Origin of the sequence: Solirubrobacter deserti, from assembly GCF_027587175.1 — a bacterium.
Taxonomy (GTDB): domain Bacteria; phylum Actinomycetota; class Thermoleophilia; order Solirubrobacterales; family Solirubrobacteraceae; genus Solirubrobacter; species Solirubrobacter deserti.
The window spans coordinates 90,577-107,923 of sequence record NZ_JAPCID010000016.1; the positions used below are offsets into that span (position 1 = coordinate 90,577).

Consider the following 17,347-nt stretch of genomic DNA (forward strand, 5'->3'; position numbering starts at 1 on the left):
CTCGCCGCTGCTGCTCGCGCAGGCGCTCGCGGGCAACCCGTCCGTGTTGCTGGTGGACGAGCCATCCGCGGGCTTCAGCAGCGAGGCCCGCGCGGCGGTGCGCTCGCTCGTCGTGCGCCACACCGCCCGCGGCGGCGCCGCCGTGTGGGCCACGCGCCGCCTGGACGCGCTCCACCGCCTCGCCTCTGATGTCACTTTGCTGGCCGGCGGCCGGGTCCGGTACGCTGGAAGCGTCGAAGTGCTTGTTTTGCGCTCATTGGCGCAGTCCGCCGAGGACGTCGCGGACGAGATCTCCCGCGCCGCGTAGACGTCATCAAACTTCCGCACGGCCCGCTTGACAGTTTTCGGGACGTCGCGCGTTAGTCTGGAAGACGGTGCTTAGCGGCTTCCCTTCCACCAACGGTTTCGAGACCGACCTCGGCGCGCGTGTGCGAACGCTGCGCCGCGAACGCGGGCTGACCCTCAAGGGTCTCGGCCGGCTCGCTGGTCTGTCCCATCCGTTCCTGTCGCAGGTCGAGCGCGGCCTCGCCAAGCCGAGCGTGAGCTCGGTCGAGCGCATCGCCGCCGCCCTGGACGTCTCGGTCGCCCACCTCTGGGCGCCGCCGCGCCAGGGCGAGGCGGTCCGCGTCGTGCGCCGCGACGAGGGCGCGGTCGCCGAGCACCACGGCGCCACCCTCCGCGAGCTCCCCGGCGAGCCCGCCGCCCCGACCCTGCGCGAGTGGACGGCGGCGAACCGGCGCTGGCCCGCCGAGGCCGCCACCGAACCCGGCGAGGTCGCGATCTACGTCGCGCGCGGCTCGATCGAGGTCGACGTCGCCGGTTCGCTGACGACGCTCGAAGAGGGCGACACGCTGCGCTTCGACGGCGCGCTTCCGCACCGCCTGCGCCGCGCGGGCGGCACCAGCACCCGCGCGCTGATCGTCACCTCTTAGGGCCGGTTGGCCAGCTCGGCGGGGGGCTCTCCCCCGCCCAGGAGCGTCTTCGCGGCGCGGCCCAGCGCCGCCATCGCGACGCCGAGCGGCCCCGGGCCGTAGCTCACGCGTGGGATGCCCAGCCGCGCGAGCTCGTCCAGCGTCGGCCCGCCGGCGCCGCCGAACACGCTGATCGGGCCGCGGATCTTGATCACGAGTTGCTCGAGCGTGGCGACGTCGCTCACGCCGGGGATGAAGATCACGTCCGCGCCCGCGCCCAGGTAGGCGCGGGCTCGCGCGACGGCCTCGTCGAACTCGAGGCCTTCGAGAAAGACGTCGGTGCGCGCGTTGATCACCAGCGGCACGCCGGCGGACTCACCCGCGGCGCGGGCGGCCTGCACCGCGGCGACGTGCGCTTGGACCGGTACCAGCGCGCCCTTTCCGTCGGAGTCCTCGAGGTTGCAGCCGACGGCGCCGGCCTCGATCGCGCGGGCGACGGTCGCGCCGGCGTCCCCGAAGCCGCGCTCCAGGTCGGCGGTCACGGGCAGCTCGACCGCGCGGGCGACGATGCGCACCGCGTCGATCATCTCGTCGAGCGGGATCTGCTCACCGTCGCCGTAGCCGCGGGCGGCGGCCACGGACCAGCTCGCGGTGGCGATCGCGCGCGCACCGGCGTCGGCGACCACCCGGGCACTCACGGCGTCCCAGGCGTTGACCAGGACCAGCGGCTCGGGCGCCGCGTGCAGGCGGCGCAGCTCTTCGGCCTTCTCTCGCTGCGTCATTCCTCAAGCCTTTCACGCCCCGGAAAGGGACGACTTCACGATCGCTGCGGCGGCGCGACGCCCCGCCTATCGCCGGAGACGCATGCGGTGGATCGCGCCCTGGGGGATCTCCGGCGCCGTGCGCGTCTCGATGTCGAACACCTCGCCGATGCGTTCGAGGAAGGGGCCGGCCTCCCGCCGGCCGGGGTCCGCGAGCCAGATCTCGCCGCGCGCGTCGATCAGCCGGGGCAGCAGCGGCGCCAGCGCGACCCCGTTGCGCGCCTCGTAGAGCACGTCCGACGCGAGCACGAGCTCCCACGGCGCCCGCTCGACGAGCACGCCCGGCGAAGCCCAGTCCACGCACAGCGCTTCGAGCGTCAGCCCGTTGCGCGCGGCGTTGCGCTCGAGCAGTGCGATCGAGTCGGGCGCCCAGTCGGTCGCGGTCACGCGCGCGCCCGCCGCGGCCGCCGCCAGACCCACCAGCCCGAGTCCGCACCCGAGCTCCAGCGTTCGCCTGCCCCGCAGGGCGCGGGCGCCGATCACCCGCGCGAGCGCCGTGGCGCTCGGCCACAGCTCCGCCCAGTAGGGCAGGAACTCGTCGTGCGCGAAGTCGTCCTCGCTCAGGAGCGCTTCGGCGTCGCGCGGGCGCAGCACAGCGAGGTCGCGCCCCGCCACGCCGACCACTTCCTCGACCAGGTCGTCGTCCACGTCCCTAGGATGGCGGACATCTCCGCTCCGCCCCGCGTCACCAGCGTCGACGTCGCGCGCCGCGCAGGCGTCTCGCAGTCGACGGTCTCGCTCGTGCTCTCCGGCAAGGCCCGGGGCCGGATCTCCGCGCGCACCGAGGAAGCGGTCCGCGCCGCGGCGGCCGAGCTCGGCTACCGCCCGAACGTCGCGGCCCGCGCGCTCCGCACCGGCGTCGCGCGCAGCGTCGCGCTCGTGGTCCCCGACATCACGAACCCGTTCTTCGGCCGCGTGCTGCGCGGCGCCCAGCGCGCCGCGCAGGAAGCGGGCTACACGGTCGTGCTCGTCGACATCGGCAACAACCGCGCGTGGGAGGCGGCGTCGGTGCAGGCGCTGCTGGCCGGGCCCGCCGACGGGCTGCTGCTGTTCGAGTCCGACCTGCCGCCCGGCACGTCCGAGCACGCGATCCAGATCGAGATGATGCCCGGCCGCGGCCTGCCGGTCGTGCGCCTGGACGTCGAGGCGGGCGTCGACTTCGCCGTCGACCATCTGCTCGCGCTCGGGCACACCCGGATCGGCCACGTCAGCTCCAACTTCGACGCGCCGACGTTCGACCTGCGCGCGGCGCGCATGGCGGAGCGCCTCGGCGGCCCGCCGCCCACCGTCAAGGCCCCGTTCACCTTCGAGGGCGCCAAGCAGGCCGCGCTCGACATGCTCGACGAGGGCGTGACCGCGGTCTTCTGCGACGACGACATCCTCGCCGGCGGCGTCTACCTCGCGGCCCGCGACCGCGGCGTGCGCATCCCGGAGGACCTGTCCGTGATCGGCTTCGACGACCTCGACTTCGCACGCGTGCTCGCGCCGCCGCTCACGACGGTGGCGGTCGACGCCGAGGGCCTGGGCGCGATCGCGTTCGAAGCCCTCGCCCGCGACCTCGCGGGCGACCGCCCGCCCGACGAGCAGGTCATGCCCGTCGCGCTGAAGGTCCGCGAGTCGACCGCGCCGCCCTGACACCCGAGTGATCGTTCTGTCAACCAGGGGTTGACAAACCGACCGCTCGGAGGGCTGACCGTCTCAAGTTCTTCACTTGCGAGCCGCCGTCATACGTATTATGCTCATTCGTATGACCAAGACGATCCAGATTCGCCTCGCCGTTCCGGCGGGCATTGCGCTCGCGCTCGTCGCGGGCACTGCGATCGCGAGCCCCGAGGACCATCGGTCCCAGCGGGCGATCGTGGTCGCCGGCGCTGCCGCCACCGACAAGGCCGCGCTCAAGCAGGCGCATGCCGTCGCGACCGCGACGGATGCCGACCTGAAGGTCGTGAAGACCACCGCCGAGCAGCTCGGCGTGATTCACATGCTCGCCGCTCGCGACTACGACGTGGTCGTGACGGTCGGCGTGGACCGGAGCAGCGCTGTCGCGCCGGTCGCGGAGAAGTTCCCGCGCGTCCGCTTCGTCGCCGCCAAGGCCAATGGCCTCGGCGCGGCGATGAGCGGCGCGTAGGACGCGCCTACCTGCCTACTTGTAGCGGTAGACGATGCGTCCGCGGTTGAGGTCGTAGGGCGAGACCTCGACACGGACCTTGTCGCCCGGAAGGACGCGGATGCGGAACCGGCGCATCTTGCCGGCCAGGTGGGCGAGCAGCTCGTGGTCGTTCTCGAGCTTCACGCGGAACAGCAGGTTCGGCAGGGCCTCGGTGACCTCGCCGTCGATCTCAAGCTTCTGCTCTACTGCCATAGACGCCTTTCGTGGGGGAATGCGCGGACGTGCGGAAGCGCAGCTCGCGCGGACATACACCATTCTACCCCTCACGGATCGACCGTCCCAGGCGTTTCACCGGTCATGCACGCCGCACTTCTCCCCTGCCCGGTCGGACCGCTCCACGTGACGCTCGAGGACGGTCACGTGACCGCCCTCTACACGGCCGAGCACAAGCGTCACGTCGCCGTGCAACCGCCGAGCGACGACGCTTTCGACGCCGTCCGCGAGCAGCTCGACGAGTACTTCGCCGGCACGCGCACCGGCTTTGACCTCCCGCTCGCACCGAAGGGCACCGCGTTCGAGCAGGCCGTCTGGCAGCGCCTCACGCAGATCCCGTTCGGCGAGACCACGACCTACGGCGAGATCGCGCGGGAGCTCGGCTCGGTCCCGAGAGCCGTCGGCCGCGCCAACGGCCGCAACCCGATCTCGATCATCGTCCCCTGCCACCGGGTGATCGGCGCCAACGGCAGCCTCACGGGCTACGCCGGCGGGCTGGCCACCAAAGAGCGGCTGCTCGCGCACGAAAGTGTGTGCGCCGGGCGGCTATCGGAGCCGCCCGGCGTCGCGTTCTAACGAGGCGTGGCGTCGAGGGCGCCGCCGCAATGCGGGCAACCTGCCCGCTCTGCAACGCGCGCCTCCGGCCACAGCCGAAGACAGCGAAGGCACAGGATCCTCATAGATCCTCCTTTCATCGGCCGAGAGCGCTGCGATGGCGCTCGATCAGCACTGTCAAGCTTATCGGCAGGCATTCAGGGAACCTGAAGACCTATGCTGGCCCACGTGCAAGCAGGCAGCCGCGACCTGGAGCGAGCCGCCGAGGCGCTCGCTTCTCGCCTTCCAGAACCGTTGGGCGTCTACGCCCGTCTCGCCTATAACTACCGCTGGGCTTGGGACCCGGACGGCCCCGACGTGTTCCGCGACCTGGACCCGGAGCGCTGGGAGAAGGTCGCCGAGAACCCGGTCAAGCAGCTGCAGGAGGCGTCGACCGCCGGCCTGAGCGCCGCGGCGCAGAACCCCGAGCTCCTCGCCCGCGTCGCGGCCGTCGAGGAGCGCGTGAACGCCGACCTCAACCGCCCGCCCCACGACGGCCCCGCGTCGACCGAGCGCCCGATCGCGTACTTCTCCGCCGAGTACGGCTTCCACGGCTCGTTCCCGATTTACTCGGGCGGGCTCGGCGCGCTCGCCGGCGACATCCTCAAGGAGGCGTCCGACCGCGCGTGGCCGCTGGTCGCCGTCGGCCTCCTGTACCGCCACGGCTACTTCCGCCAGCGCATCGACAACCGCGGTTGGCAGCACGAGTACTGGGTCGACACCGACCCGGACCGCCTCCCCGCCGCGCTCGTCACCGACGACGCCGGCAAGCCGATCACGATCTGCGTCCACATCGGCACCGAGGAGGTCGTGGCGCAGATCTGGCGCACGAACGTCGGCCGCGTGCCGCTGTACCTGCTCGACGCCGAGCGCCCGGAGAACAACGAGTCCGCGCGCTGGATCACGAGCCGTTTGTACATCGGCGACGAGGACACGCGCCTGGCCCAGTACATGCTGCTCGGCATCGGCGGCGTGCGCGCGCTCGAGGCGATGGCGATCGAGCCGAGCATCGTGCACCTCAACGAGGGCCACGCGGCGTTCGCCTCGCTGGAGCTGGCCAAGCGCGAGTACAGCGGCCAGGGCTCGCTCGGCCCCGCGCTCGACGTCGCGCGTCAGCGGACGGTCTTCACCACCCACACGCCGGTCCCGGCCGGCAACGACACCTACCCGGCCCATCAGGTCGAGAGCGTGCTCGAGCACATGGCCGGCACGCTCGGCGTCAACGCCTCGGAGGTCATCCGCCTCGGACGCACCAACCCCGAGGAGGAGGCCGAGCCGTTCGGCGTGACCCAGTTCGCGCTGCGCACGAGCCGCGCCGCCAACGGCGTCGCCCGCCGCCACGGCGAGGTCGCGCGCGAGATGTGGAACGCGATGTGGCCGGACAAGGCCGTCGACGACGTGCCGATCACCCACGTCACCAACGGCGTCCACATCCCCACGTGGCTCGGCCGCCCGATGTGGGCGCTGCTGAACCAGCATCTCGGGGAGGACTGGCTCGACCGCGCGACCGACCCCGCCACCTGGGCGCCCGTGGAGGACATCCCGGCCCAGGAGCTGTGGGCCGTCCGCACCCAGCAGCGCGCCGAGCTGATCGAGTACGTGCGCCATCGCGCCGTCGTGGACCGGCTGGCACGGGACGAGTCGCGCCCGTACGCCGAAGCCGCGGCCGCGTTCGACCCGGACGTGCTGACGGTCGGCTTCGCCCGCCGCCTCGCGACCTACAAGCGCCTGAACCTGCTGCTGCAGGACGTCGAGCGCGCGATCCGCGTCGTCGGCAGCGACCGCCCGATCCAGGTGCTGCTCGCGGGCAAGGCGCACCCGCGCGACGACGCCGGCAAGTCGCTCGTCCAGGGCCTGTTCTCGATGAAGCACGCGCCGGGCTTCGCGGGCCGCGTCGCCTACCTGGACGACTACGACCTGCGCATGGCCGCCCATCTGGTCCGCGGCTGCGACGTCTGGATCAACCTCCCGCGCCCGCCGCTGGAGGCGTCCGGCACGTCCGGCATGAAGAACGTGATGAACGGCGGCCTGCAGCTGTCGGTGCTCGACGGCTGGTGGGCGGAGGGCTACGACGGCGACAACGGCTGGGCGCTGCCGGGCGACGTCGACCCCGATCACGGCGCCCAGGACGCGCGCCACGCGCACGAGCTCTTCCGGCTGCTGGAGGAAGAGGTCGCGCCCGAGTTCTACACGGCCGGCGAAGACGGCATCCCCAAGAACTGGGTGACCCGGATCCGGCGCTCGCTGCGCACGCTCGGCCCGGAGTTCGGCGCCGGGCGCATGCTCGAGGACTACGAGAAGAAGGTCTACGGGAAGTGAAGGCGGGCATTCCCTCCACCCCACCTCGATCATCCGACCTCAACTCGCGCGCCGCAAGCGCGGGGGCGCTCCGGCCGAAGCGCCCCCGCACCGCGTCCTAGCTCGCCCGCAGCACCAGCTTGAGCTTCTTGTTGCGGGCGCTCTTGGGCACCTTGACCTTCACCACGCGCGCTTCACCGGCGCGCACGTTGTAGGTCGCACGGCCCACCACACGCGCGCCCTGCTTGAGCTCGATCCGCCCGCGGCAGCGCTCGCCCTCGTCCGGGCAGGTGACCTCCACACTGACCCGGCCCGCGCTGACCTTGCCGAGCTTGGCCCGCACGGGCTTGCGAGTCGTCGGCGCCGGCAGCACGATCCTGTCGCCCGGCGTGTACGCCACCGTGACCGGCGCGCTCAGCGCCTGCGCGCTCGAGCCGGTCGCGTTGGACGCGACCACACCGCAGCGCACGGTGCGGCCGGAGCTGCCCGCGGGCACCGTCCAGGTCGCGCCCGTCGCCGCCTCGGCGCCCTCGACCAGCCACACGTAGGCGAAGCCGGTCGGGTCGTCGCTCCACGTGCCGGGCTCGCACCGCAGCTCCGCGCCAGCGGCCGCCGTGCCCGCCACGCTCGGCGCCGTGATCGCCTCGGGCTCGCGCGCCAGCACCGTCACCGCCGCGCTCGCCGCCGGCGCGCTGTCGCCACCCGCGTTGGTCGCGACCACCTGGCACGTGAGCGCACGCCCGACGTCCTCCGCCGTCGCGACGTGCGTCTCGCCCGTCGCCCCGCCGATCGCCACGCCGCCGCGCAGCCACCGGCGCGCGTACGCCGTCGGCGTGCGCGTCCACTCGCCCGTCGAGCAGGTGAGCGCCTCGCCGCGCTTGGCCGTACCGGAGATCGCGGGCGCGGCCGTGTTGATCGGCGCCGGGAGCGGCACGGTCACCGGCGCGCTCACCGCCGGCTCGCCCGCCCCCGCGTCGTTGGTGGCGGTCACCGAGCACGTGAGTGCCTTGCCCGCCGCGCTCTCCGGGATCGTGTAGGTCGCCGTCGCCACGCCCGGGACGGACGCCCCGTCGACGGACCACGAGTAGACGTACGATGCCGGGAAGTTGCGCCACGTGCCCGTGGAGCAGCTCACCGTCTCGCCCACGCGCGCCGTTGCGCCGATCGCGGGCGGCTCCACGTTCACCGGCGCCTCGGCCTGCACGTACCCGAGCGCGCCCGTCGCGGTGCCGCCGAGGTGGACGAACCAGCCGCCGATCCACAGCTTCGGGCCGTGCGAGTACAGCGCGAAGGCGTTGCCGTCGGCCTGCGCGTCCCAGCCCGCGAGCGTTGCGCCCGTGGCCGCGTCGACCGCCGCCAGGCCACGCCGCTCGACGCCGCCGACGCTGGTGAAGCGGCCGGCCACGAACACCGCGCCGCCGTGGCGCTCGACCGCGGTCACGTGGCCGTCGGTGGTGACCGCGAACCCGGACAAGCGCCTGCCGGTGGCGGCGTCGAGCCGCACCACAGCGCCGGACCGGCCGTTGAGGGCACCGCCGGCCACGAGCAGCGCGCCGTCCGCGTCCGCGCGCAGCACGTCGACCGCGTCCCAGCCCGCGGGCAGCTCGCCCTCGAAGCCGGGCACCGCGGCACCGTCACGGTCATAGGCCCTGAGCTCGAGCCGGTAGGCCTCGTCGACGGCCACACGCGAGACGGCGTACACGCGGTCGCCCGCGGAGAACACACGCAGCACGCGCCCGTCGGTCTCGGCCACGAGCCCGGGCTGCACGCGGCCCGTGCGCGCGTCCAGCGCGGCGAGGTTGAGGCGCCCGACGCCGTCCAGGAACGTGAACTCACCGCCGACCAGCAGCTGGTCGCCCCGGGCCGCGAGTGCGTGAATCGAGCCCGCGACCTCGAGTGCGAAGCTCTCGTCGATGCCGCCGTCCTCTGGGTCGGCGCGGCGCAGCGCCGACCCGTCCTGCGCGACGAAGTACAGCCAGCCGCCCGCCGGCGCGAGCAGCCGCGGGGCGACGCCCGCGAGCGCGAACCCGCGGTCGATCTCGCCCGTCCGGGCATCGAACGCGAACGCGTGCGTCGCGATCCCGGCCATGTCGAACGAGCCGCCGACGACGACGCGTGAGCCCGCAGCGGCGAGGCCGCCCAGCGTCAGCGGCTGCTGCGTAGCCGAGACCGTCGCATAGGCGCCGCGCAGCTGGCCGGTATCCGCGTCCAGCGCCGTCAGCCGGCCCGCCGGGGACGCGTGCCACAGCGTCGCGCCGGCCAGCAGCAGCGGGCCGCCGGACGTGCCCGTGGACGCGCTCGGCACGCCGAAGCCGGGAACCGTCGCGCCCGTGGTGGCGTCCACGGCGTAGACGGGTCCGGCGAGGCCCGCGACCGTCGTGGCGGTGGAGACGTAGACCACGCCGTCGCCGACGGCGAGCCCGCGCACGATCGAGTTCGCGGCGACCGTGGGGATGAACGCCGTGTCCAGCGTGCCGGCGTCGTCGGTGCGGATCGCGGCCAGCGCGCGGCGGGCCGTGCCGTTGACCGTCGTGACGTTGCCGGCGACGAACAGCCGCGTGCCGGAGACGACGAGCTCGTCGATCAGGGCGCCGGCGGCGGTCGGGGCCCACGTGTGGTCGACGGCGCCCGTAACGGCGTCGGCGCGCGCCAGGCGCGTGTGCGTGGCGTCGCCGGCGCGGGTGAACTGGCCGCCCACGTACAGGCGGTCGCCGTCGACCGTGAGCGCCTGCACCACGCCGCCCGTGACGGCGACGGGCGTGAAGCCCGCGACCGGCGCGCCGTCCGCGCCCACGGCGATGACGCCGGACGCACCGCCCAGGTAGACCGTGCCGCCGCGCACCGCCAGCGCGCTGATCGCACCGGTGACCGCCGGGGCCCAGCCGGAGACCGTGCCGTCCGCACGGATGTGCGCCAGCCCGGCGCGGGCGGTCTCGCCCACGCGCGTGAACGAGCCGGAGAGGTACACGCCGCCCGCGCCGTCGGAGACGATCGCGGTGACCGTGCCGTCCACGCGCGGCCAGCCGTCGGCCAGCGCCCCGACGAGCGGGTCCACCACCGCGACCGAACCCGTGTCGCGCACCAGCCCCGAGAGTCCGGAGGTGTTGAAGTAGTCGCCCGTGGCGTACACGCGCGGGCCGTCACCCAGCAGGCCCGTGACCATGTCGCGCGCCTGCCGGCCGATGCCGTGCCCGCGGTCGGACGGCATCGCCCCGGAGGCCGGGGCGCCTGGGCGCGCCGGCGGGAGCAGGCGTCCGAGGTTGCGCAGGATGGACGTCTCGCCCGTCACCCACACGTCGCCTGACGGCGTCACGGCGAGCGTCTGGTCGCCGAGCCCGAAGTCGGCGAACAGCGGCTGATCGCCGATGGTGGTCACGACCTGCGGCTCGAGCGTCGCGCCGTCCGCCAGACCCGCGACCGGCACGCGCCAGACGCTGCGGTCGAACATCCGCGGCTCGGAGAAGTCGCCCTCACCCGTCAACGCCACGAGCGCGCCGTCTGGCGCCGTTGCGAGGTCGAGGATCCGCGCGAGCGAGGTCGGGCGGACGAACGTGCGCGTCGTGCGCGCCGCGACGTCGTAGGCGATCAACGCGAGCTCCGGCGCCTCCAAGAACACCGTGCCGCCGTCGCGCGTGACCGCGAGCCCGGTGGCCACGGCGTCGTGGACCTTCTCCGCCGTCCCGTCGGGGGCGACGCGCAACACTCCCTGCGGCGACGCGACCCACCAGCCGCCGGTGCGCGGGTCACGGGCGAGGTCTCCGCCGTAGTCGAGGTTCACGGGCGCACCGTCGAGCGTGATCGGCGTGGTCTTGACACCGGTCGCCTCGCCGCCGGTGCGGCGCAGCGCGACCTCGAGGATCGCGCCCGGGCCGGCGTTGCCGCCCGGCGAGCCGCCGTGCAGCACCGCGAGGCGCGTGCTGTCGACCGCGGTCAGACCGTGGAGCCGGTAGAGCGGCTCGTCGGCGGCGGCGATCTGACGGCGGCCGTCCGGAAGGTCGCGGCGCATCGCGGCGCGGAAGACGGTGAAGCCGCGCGGGTTGCCCGCGTCGACGGTGAGCAACAGGTTGCGCTGCGGGACGGCGAGGATGCCCTCGGGCTCGCCGCCGCTCGGGAGCGCCTGCATGAGCTTGGGCTGCGTGGGGTCCGTGACGTCGACGAACACGACCGCGTCGCCGCGCTCGGCGCCGATCGCGGCGACGGTCGTGCGCCCGTAGGTGCCGACATCGACGCCCTCGAACTCGGCGCCGTGCGACGTGCTGCGGTCGTCGGGATACAGGCCGCGGTCGGCGAGGTACTTCTCGACGCGCTCCTTGGAGTCGTACACGAGCGTGCCGTCGAGGGCGTGGATCGTGAACGAGCGCCCGCCCAGGCCGGCCTCGCCCTCGTTGGCGAGGATCACGTGCTCGCCGCCGGGCAACAAGCCGATGGCGTCCGGCTCGCGCGGCGCGCCGAGCGTGGCGTCCTGGCGGTCCGTGAGCGGGTCGGTGAACGCGATCCGGTTGGGCGTCCGGTTGCGGTCCGAGAGCTGGTTGTCGGTGCGCCCGGCGCTCCAGATGTCGGTGATCGCGTTGCCCGGGATGTCGACGACCGCGACCGCGTTGTTCTCCTGCAGCGTGACGACGGCCGTGTTGTCGGGCCGGATGTCGATGAACTCGGGCTGGAGGTCGTTCGGGTTCGCCAGCGCGGGGTCGGTCGCGTCGATCGCGATCCCGTTGATCTCCCAGTCCGCCGGGTCGGTTCCTTCCAGCCTCACGCGCGCGAGCTCGCCCTGGACGCCGGCGGGCTCGTTCTCGATGGCGATCAGCGCCCACTGGCCGTCGGGGGAGATCGCGACGCCGTCGGGCTGGCCCGCGAGCGGCCACGTGACCAGCGGCGCCAGCGTGCGCGCGTCGAACACCGACAGGCGCGAGACCTGCAGCGTGCCGCTGGCCTTCTGGGTGACGAGCAGGTGACGCCCGTCCGGCGTGACGTTGACCGAGGTGACGTAGGCGCCGTTGCCGATGCCGATCGTGCGCTGGAACTTCGGCTTGGCCGGGTCGCTGAGGTCCCAGGCGCTGAAGCCACGCTCGCCGAGCGTGGTGAACAGCCGCATGCCGTCGGGCGTGACGTCGGCGATCTCCGGCGTCTGGCTGCCGGACGTCGGACCGGGCGGTGGTCCGGACCGGCTGACGAGCTCGAACGTGTCGTAGGCGGGCGGTTTCGCCGCCTGCGCCGGTGAGGCCAGGATCAGGAGCGCCGCGATGACGGCGCCGAACAACGACCGCATATTCCCTCCGTGGATGGGGACCGGCGAAGAGTCCACCGGACCCAGCGGTCCGCGGCAACGGCCACTTACGGGATGTTCACGCCGCATTCACGGCGTGGGCGCGCTCAGGGTTCGATGATCTCGGGTTCGGTCGGCGTCGGGGTGACCGAAGCGTCGGGGGTCGTCTCGCCCTCGATCGTCGGCTCCGGCGGGAGCTCGCCCTCGGTGGTGGGTGCGGGCGTCGGGGTCTCGGTCGGCAGCGGCGTCACCGTCGGCGTCGGCACCGCGCCCACGCCGCCGGCCGGGATGCGTGCGTCCAGCTCACGGCGCACGTCGGTCTGCAGCTGCTGGAAGTTGCGGTCGATCTCGCCGCGGACCGAGTTCACGCGGTCGTCGACCTCCTGGACGGTGATGTAGAACATCAGGCCGACGCCGGCCAGCACGACGAGCGCCGTCACCACGAGCATCCACGGCGCCACGCCCCCGCTGCGACGGAAGTTCGCCGTGCAGTACGGGCACTGCGGACCGGTCGCCCACGAGATCCGAGCGCACTTGGGACATACGCGCTGCGGAGGCGCGCCGACTGAACCCTCCATATCCCACTAGCGTAGGACAAGGTCCGGGCTCGCCGACGCGCCTCATGCGCAGTTCAGTGCGTCATGGCCGCTGCCACGTCAGCGTGAAGGCGCCGCTGCCGCTGTAGGAGGAGACGCGCCAGTAGTAGTACCCGGGCGTTCCGGAGTAGCGGATCTCCTCCACCGACTGCGGCGAGTCCGACACCGCGACCTGCGTCCAGCCGGAGCCGTTCCACTTGAGCAGCGACACGTCGAAGTCGGTGCCCGCCGGGCCGGTCAGGCACGCGCGGTGCGTGCCGGCGACCGTCGACTGGTAGTAGGTGCCGTTCGGGACGATCACGGACGCGCCGGCGCGCGCGAGCGAGCCCGTCGCGGTCTGGTTCCCGCACGGCGCGGGCGTCGGCGTGGGAGTGGGAGTCGGCGTCGGGCTCGGGGTCGGCGTGGGCGTGGGCGTCGTGCCGCCGCCGGACGCGGCGACGTGCAGCAGCCGGTTCGGCGAGCCGGTCCCCGGGCTGGAGACCTTGCCGGTCGTCGCGGCGCCGATCAGCGCGCTCGCGACCTCCGCGGGGCTCGCCGTGGGGTTGCCCTGCAGGAAGACGGCGGCCGCACCCGCGACGTGCGGCGAGGCCATCGACGTGCCGCTGATCGTGCTCGTCGCCGTGTTGGACGTGTGCCAGGCGGACGTGATGCCGCTGCCTGGGGCGAAGACGTCGACGCAGCTGCCGTAGTTGGAGAACGAGGCGCGAGCGTCGGTGCGCGTCGTCGCGCCGACCGTGATCGCCTCGGCCGTGCGCGCCGGCGACGAATTGCACGCGTTGGCGTTCTCGTTGCCGGCCGCGAGCGCGTACGTCACGCCGGCGTTGATCGAGTTGCGAACGGCGGTGTCGAGCGCGTTGGAGATGCCGCCGCCGAGGCTCATGTTGGCGACCGCCGGCCCGCTGCCCCGATTGCTGGTCACCCAGTTCACGCCCGCGATCACGCCGGACGTGGTGCCGTCGCCGTTGCAGTCGAGCACGCGCACCGCGACCAGCGACACGTTCTTCGCGACGCCGTACGTGCTGCCGCCGACCGTGCCCGCGACGTGCGTGCCGTGGCCGTTGCAGTCATCGGCGCTGCCGCCGTCGACGGCGTCGTAGCCGCTCGTCGCGCGCCCGCCGAAGTCGCCGTGGGTGAGCCGGATGCCGGTGTCGATGATGAACGCCTTCACGTTCTGGCCGGTGTTGCCGTAGGTGTAGGTCGTGCTGAGCGGCAGATCGCGCTGGTCGAGGCGGTCGAGCCCCCACGTCGCGTTCGCCTGCGTCGCGCCGACACTGATCACCTGGTCCTGCTCCACGAACGCGACGGCCGGGTCCTGCTTGACGGCCGCGAGCGCCTTGCCGTCGAGCTCGGCGGCGAATCCGTTGAGCACGCGACCGAAGCTCTCGCGCTGGATCTGCCCCCCGCGGTCGCGCGCCTTCTTCTTGACGGTCGTGGTGCTCGCGTTGTCCTTGAGCACGACGATGTACTGCCCGTCGATCGGCTCCTGCGCGTACGCGCTCGACGGAACGACCACGAGCGCTGCCCCGAGCAGCGCCAGTGCCACTGACCTCAACTTCGGCCTCCCTTTGGCCCCTGACTGTTCAGGACGTCAAACCGTCCCGCTCCCGGGACGCAGGTTAAGCGGACGACGCGCCCCGGCACAAGACAGTGTCCGTGCGCGGACCTACGATCTTCACGTGCCCGAGCTGACCCTTCTCCACAACCCGCACTGCCCGACGTCCGTCCACGCGCTGGATGCGCTGCAGGAGGCCGGGCACGAGGTGAGGATCCGCAAGTACCTGCTCGTCGCGGAGCGCCTGGACGAGGCCGAGCTGCGCTCGCTCGCGGAGCGCCTGCAGGGGGACCCGGTCGACGCGCTGATCCGGCGCGACAAGAAGTACAAGGACCTCGGGCTCGACGCGGACGGCTGGGACGTCGACCAGGTCGTGGCGACGCTGCTCGAGCACCCGTCGCTGCTGCAGCGCCCCATCCTCGACGATGGGACGGCGGTCATGATCGGCCGCCCGCGCTCCCGGGCGGCGGACTGGGCCGCGGCCGGCAAGGTGGCCTAGAACGCCGGGTTGACGCCGTGGGCGAGCGTCCGCACGCGCGGGCGTTCGCGCTTGAGGTCGAGGAGGTCGACCTTGCCGTCGTCGGCCGCGCGCGTGCCGCGCCGCAGCGCCAGACGGTGTCCGTGGGCGGCGAGCTCGAAGCCCGTCAGCCGCGGGAAGTCCTTGAGGACCGTGAACCGGCCGTCGGCGGCGCGCGCGAGCAGGCGCACGTGCGCGGGCGCACCGGGGCGGTCGGCGACGAGCACCGCGACGCGGTCGTCGCCGACCCACGCCGCCGACTGGATGTGCGCGGCGCGGTACGCCGACACCGGCTTGCGCCAGCGCTGCGCGTCCCCGCCGCGCGCGGTGTACACGACCAGCTCGTGGTAGCGGCCGCCGAGCGCGAGGACCGAGCGCCCGTCCGGCGACCAGACGGGCCGCCCGACCGGACGCCCACGCGCGCACGTCGGCTCGCCCGCGTCCTGCGGGTCGAGCACGCAGAGCCGGCCGGCGTCGGCGGGGCCGCGCTTGGCGTCACGCGCGACGAACGCCAGCAGCCCGCGGTGCGCGGAGTAGTGCGGCCGGTGGATGCGTCCGTGCACGAGCGGCTCGACCGTCTTGCCGTCGCTGGAGATCCGCACGAGCCGACGCGCGCCGTCCTCGACGTGCACCGCCGCGTACCCGTCGTCGGTCTTGGTCGGCGTCTCGAGCCGGTACTTGGCGGCGGTCAGCCGGGTCGTCCTCGCGCCGGTCGAGCGATACAGCTGGCCGCTGGTCGACCCGGCGAACACGAGGCTCGCCGGCAGCGCGGCGCTCGCGGCGGCCTTCACCTTCGCTTCGGCCTTCCTGGCGGACCCCGCCTTGGTCTTGGCCGCACCCGCATCCGGTGCCGGCGACGGCTCGGCCTGGGGTGCCGGCGCGGCGGGAACGGTCGGGACCGGCGTCGGAGTGGCCTGGGGCGTGCGGTCCTCGACGGCGAGCGTGACCTTCGTGCCGACCTCGCGCTTGGTGCCGGGCGTGGGGTCCTGGCGGATGACCACCCAGTCGTTGCCCGCGCTCGACGGCTGCGGGTCGTACACGAAGCCGGCGTCGGTGAGCGCGTCGGCGGCCCGGGCGAGCGGCATGCCGTTCACGGGCGGGACCGCGGCCTTCTCGGGCGGCGCCGCGAGCGTGATGTGCACCTCTTCGCCGCGCTCCATCTCGGCGCCGCCCGCGGGCTGCTGGGCGATGACCGTGCCGAGCGGGACGTCCTTGGGGCCGGTCGCGTAGCGCGTGCGGCCGAGCTGCAGACCGTGCTTCTCGAGGATCACGTGCGCCTCCGCCCGCGTGTCGCCCGTGAGCTTGGGCACGTCGGTGTCGCGCTGGAGCAGCACCAGGACGAGCGCGAACGCGGCGACCAGCGCGACGGCCGGCGGGACCCACCAGGGCAGCCACGGCCGCTGGCGGAACGTCACGCGCTGCGGGACCGGGTCGGCATCGGCGCCGCTCGCGCGGTGGGTCACGTCGATGTGGTGGTCGACGGGCCGGCCGCACAGCAGCGGGCGGGGGACGTGGACGCGCACGATCCCGGCCGCGGTCGCGCCGACCGGGATCAGCACCCGCTCCGGGTACACGGTCACCGGGCACCGCGCCTCGGTGTCGCGCGCGCCGATCGTGATCTCCAGCGGGCTGTTGCCGTGGTTGGTGACGGCGACGTCGAACGCGGCGTGCCGGCGCCCGCGGCGGCGCTCCGGGCCGACGCGCATCGCCGTGGCCTCGAACGGCGCGACGTGGAGCGTCGCGGGCGCCCAGGCCACGTCGGTGCCGAGCGAGCGCGAGCGCGCGACGACCATCACCGGCCACGCGCGCGCCTCGGAGGCGGACACGCGCGGCGGGTGCAGCGTGATCTGCAGCTCGCGCTGGAAGTCGCCGGCGGAGCCCCACGGATTCAGGAAGACGGTCGGCGCCGAGATCGTCGCCCAGCCCTCGGGCAGGCCGTCGACGCGCAGGTCATAGGTGTCGACGATCTCGCCCTGGTTGCGGACCGTGGCCAGCACGGACACGTGCCCGCCCGGCACGACGCCCACCGCGACCGCCGCGTTCGGGTCGTCCTGGCGCGCGGGATCGCGCAGCGTCAACAGCGTCGCGCGGCGCGGCTCGGCGGGCGCCGGAGCACGGTAGGTCGCGGGCGCGGCGACGGGCTCCTCCCCGTCGCCGAACGTCAGCTCCCAGCCCAGGTACTCACCGCAGGCGCAGAAGTCGCGGTTGACCGCGACCGTGCCGCACTTCGGGCATTCGAGCTCGCCGACCGCGGGCGAGGAGATCCTGGTGTCGTGCATGCCGCCCGGGGATCGGCCCGGACCGGCCCAACTTGAGGTCCTCCGATCGAAGTTGGGGCGCGGACCCGATCGGGCGCTGCCTCCGCGCGCCTCAAAGGGCGGCGGAGGCCGGCCCGAGCGCGATCAAGGGAGG

13 protein-coding genes are annotated in these 17,347 nt (G+C 73.6%); 6 read left to right on the forward strand and 7 right to left on the reverse strand.

Annotated elements, in window-relative coordinates:
* The first annotated feature begins 374 nt into the window (after positions 1-374).
* Positions 375-932, forward strand: coding sequence for a helix-turn-helix domain-containing protein (locus tag OJ962_RS13435; RefSeq protein WP_202958515.1), 558 nt, complete (start codon positions 375-377; stop codon positions 930-932).
* On the opposite strand, the gene OJ962_RS13440 is transcribed toward OJ962_RS13435, so the two are convergent.
* Both OJ962_RS13440 and OJ962_RS13445 read right to left on the reverse strand, forming a co-directional pair.
* A complete protein-coding gene (locus tag OJ962_RS13440; protein WP_202958516.1) occupies positions 929-1,693 on the reverse strand; it encodes an isocitrate lyase/PEP mutase family protein in 765 nt (254 codons plus the stop codon). The genes OJ962_RS13435 and OJ962_RS13440 overlap by 4 nt on opposite strands.
* Before the next feature lie 66 nt (positions 1,694-1,759).
* Positions 1,760-2,380, reverse strand: coding sequence for a class I SAM-dependent methyltransferase (locus OJ962_RS13445; RefSeq protein ID WP_202958517.1), 621 nt, complete (start codon positions 2,378-2,380; stop codon positions 1,760-1,762).
* 9 nt (positions 2,381-2,389) lie between these two features.
* Between OJ962_RS13445 and OJ962_RS13450 the strand changes: the two genes are divergently transcribed.
* Together OJ962_RS13450 and OJ962_RS13455 are read left to right on the forward strand one after the other, a co-directional pair.
* Complete coding sequence (locus OJ962_RS13450) at positions 2,390-3,367, forward strand: LacI family DNA-binding transcriptional regulator (RefSeq protein WP_202958518.1); 978 nt, start codon at positions 2,390-2,392, stop codon at positions 3,365-3,367.
* A 76-nt stretch (positions 3,368-3,443) separates the two neighbouring features.
* Positions 3,444-3,860, forward strand: a complete 417-nt coding sequence (locus OJ962_RS13455) for a hypothetical protein (RefSeq protein WP_270006394.1) — start codon at positions 3,444-3,446, stop codon at positions 3,858-3,860.
* A 15-nt stretch (positions 3,861-3,875) separates the two neighbouring features.
* Here OJ962_RS13455 and infA read toward each other — a convergent pair whose 3' ends face one another.
* Positions 3,876-4,094, reverse strand: coding sequence for a translation initiation factor IF-1 (infA, locus tag OJ962_RS13460; protein ID WP_028061634.1), 219 nt, complete (start codon positions 4,092-4,094; stop codon positions 3,876-3,878).
* Positions 4,095-4,199: 105 nt separating this feature from the next.
* Here infA and OJ962_RS13465 point away from each other — a divergent pair, with 105 nt between their 5' ends.
* Positions 4,200-4,691: a methylated-DNA--[protein]-cysteine S-methyltransferase gene (locus OJ962_RS13465; protein ID WP_202958520.1), complete on the forward strand. Its 492-nt coding sequence runs from the start codon at positions 4,200-4,202 to the stop codon at positions 4,689-4,691.
* Between the two features lie 207 nt (positions 4,692-4,898).
* Positions 4,899-7,028, forward strand: coding sequence for an alpha-glucan family phosphorylase (gene glgP, locus OJ962_RS13470; RefSeq protein WP_202958521.1), 2,130 nt, complete (start codon positions 4,899-4,901; stop codon positions 7,026-7,028).
* A gap of 97 nt (positions 7,029-7,125) precedes the next feature.
* Here glgP and OJ962_RS13475 read toward each other — a convergent pair whose 3' ends face one another.
* The 3 genes from OJ962_RS13475 to OJ962_RS13485 all read right to left on the reverse strand — a co-directional run bounded on the left by OJ962_RS13475 (position 7,126) and on the right by OJ962_RS13485 (position 14,409).
* Positions 7,126-12,264 carry a hypothetical protein gene (locus OJ962_RS13475; RefSeq protein WP_270006396.1) on the reverse strand — a complete coding sequence of 1,713 codons (5,139 nt, stop codon included), beginning with the start codon at positions 12,262-12,264 and terminating at the stop codon, positions 7,126-7,128.
* 113 nt (positions 12,265-12,377) lie between these two features.
* Positions 12,378-12,848, reverse strand: a complete 471-nt coding sequence (locus OJ962_RS13480; RefSeq protein WP_202958523.1) for a hypothetical protein — start codon at positions 12,846-12,848, stop codon at positions 12,378-12,380.
* A 61-nt stretch (positions 12,849-12,909) separates the two neighbouring features.
* Entirely contained in the window at positions 12,910-14,409 is a 1,500-nt protein-coding gene (locus OJ962_RS13485; RefSeq protein ID WP_202958524.1) for a S8 family peptidase, read from the reverse strand.
* Positions 14,410-14,542: 133 nt separating this feature from the next.
* On the opposite strand from OJ962_RS13485, the gene OJ962_RS13490 reads away from it, so the two are divergent.
* Positions 14,543-14,917 (forward strand): arsenate reductase family protein, encoded by a 375-nt coding sequence (locus OJ962_RS13490; RefSeq protein WP_202958525.1) that lies wholly within the window; start codon positions 14,543-14,545, stop codon positions 14,915-14,917.
* Here OJ962_RS13490 and OJ962_RS13495 read toward each other — a convergent pair.
* Entirely contained in the window at positions 14,914-17,214 is a 2,301-nt protein-coding gene (locus OJ962_RS13495; protein ID WP_202958526.1) for a PASTA domain-containing protein, read from the reverse strand. The genes OJ962_RS13490 and OJ962_RS13495 overlap by 4 nt on opposite strands.
* Positions 17,215-17,347: the final 133 nt, after the last annotated feature.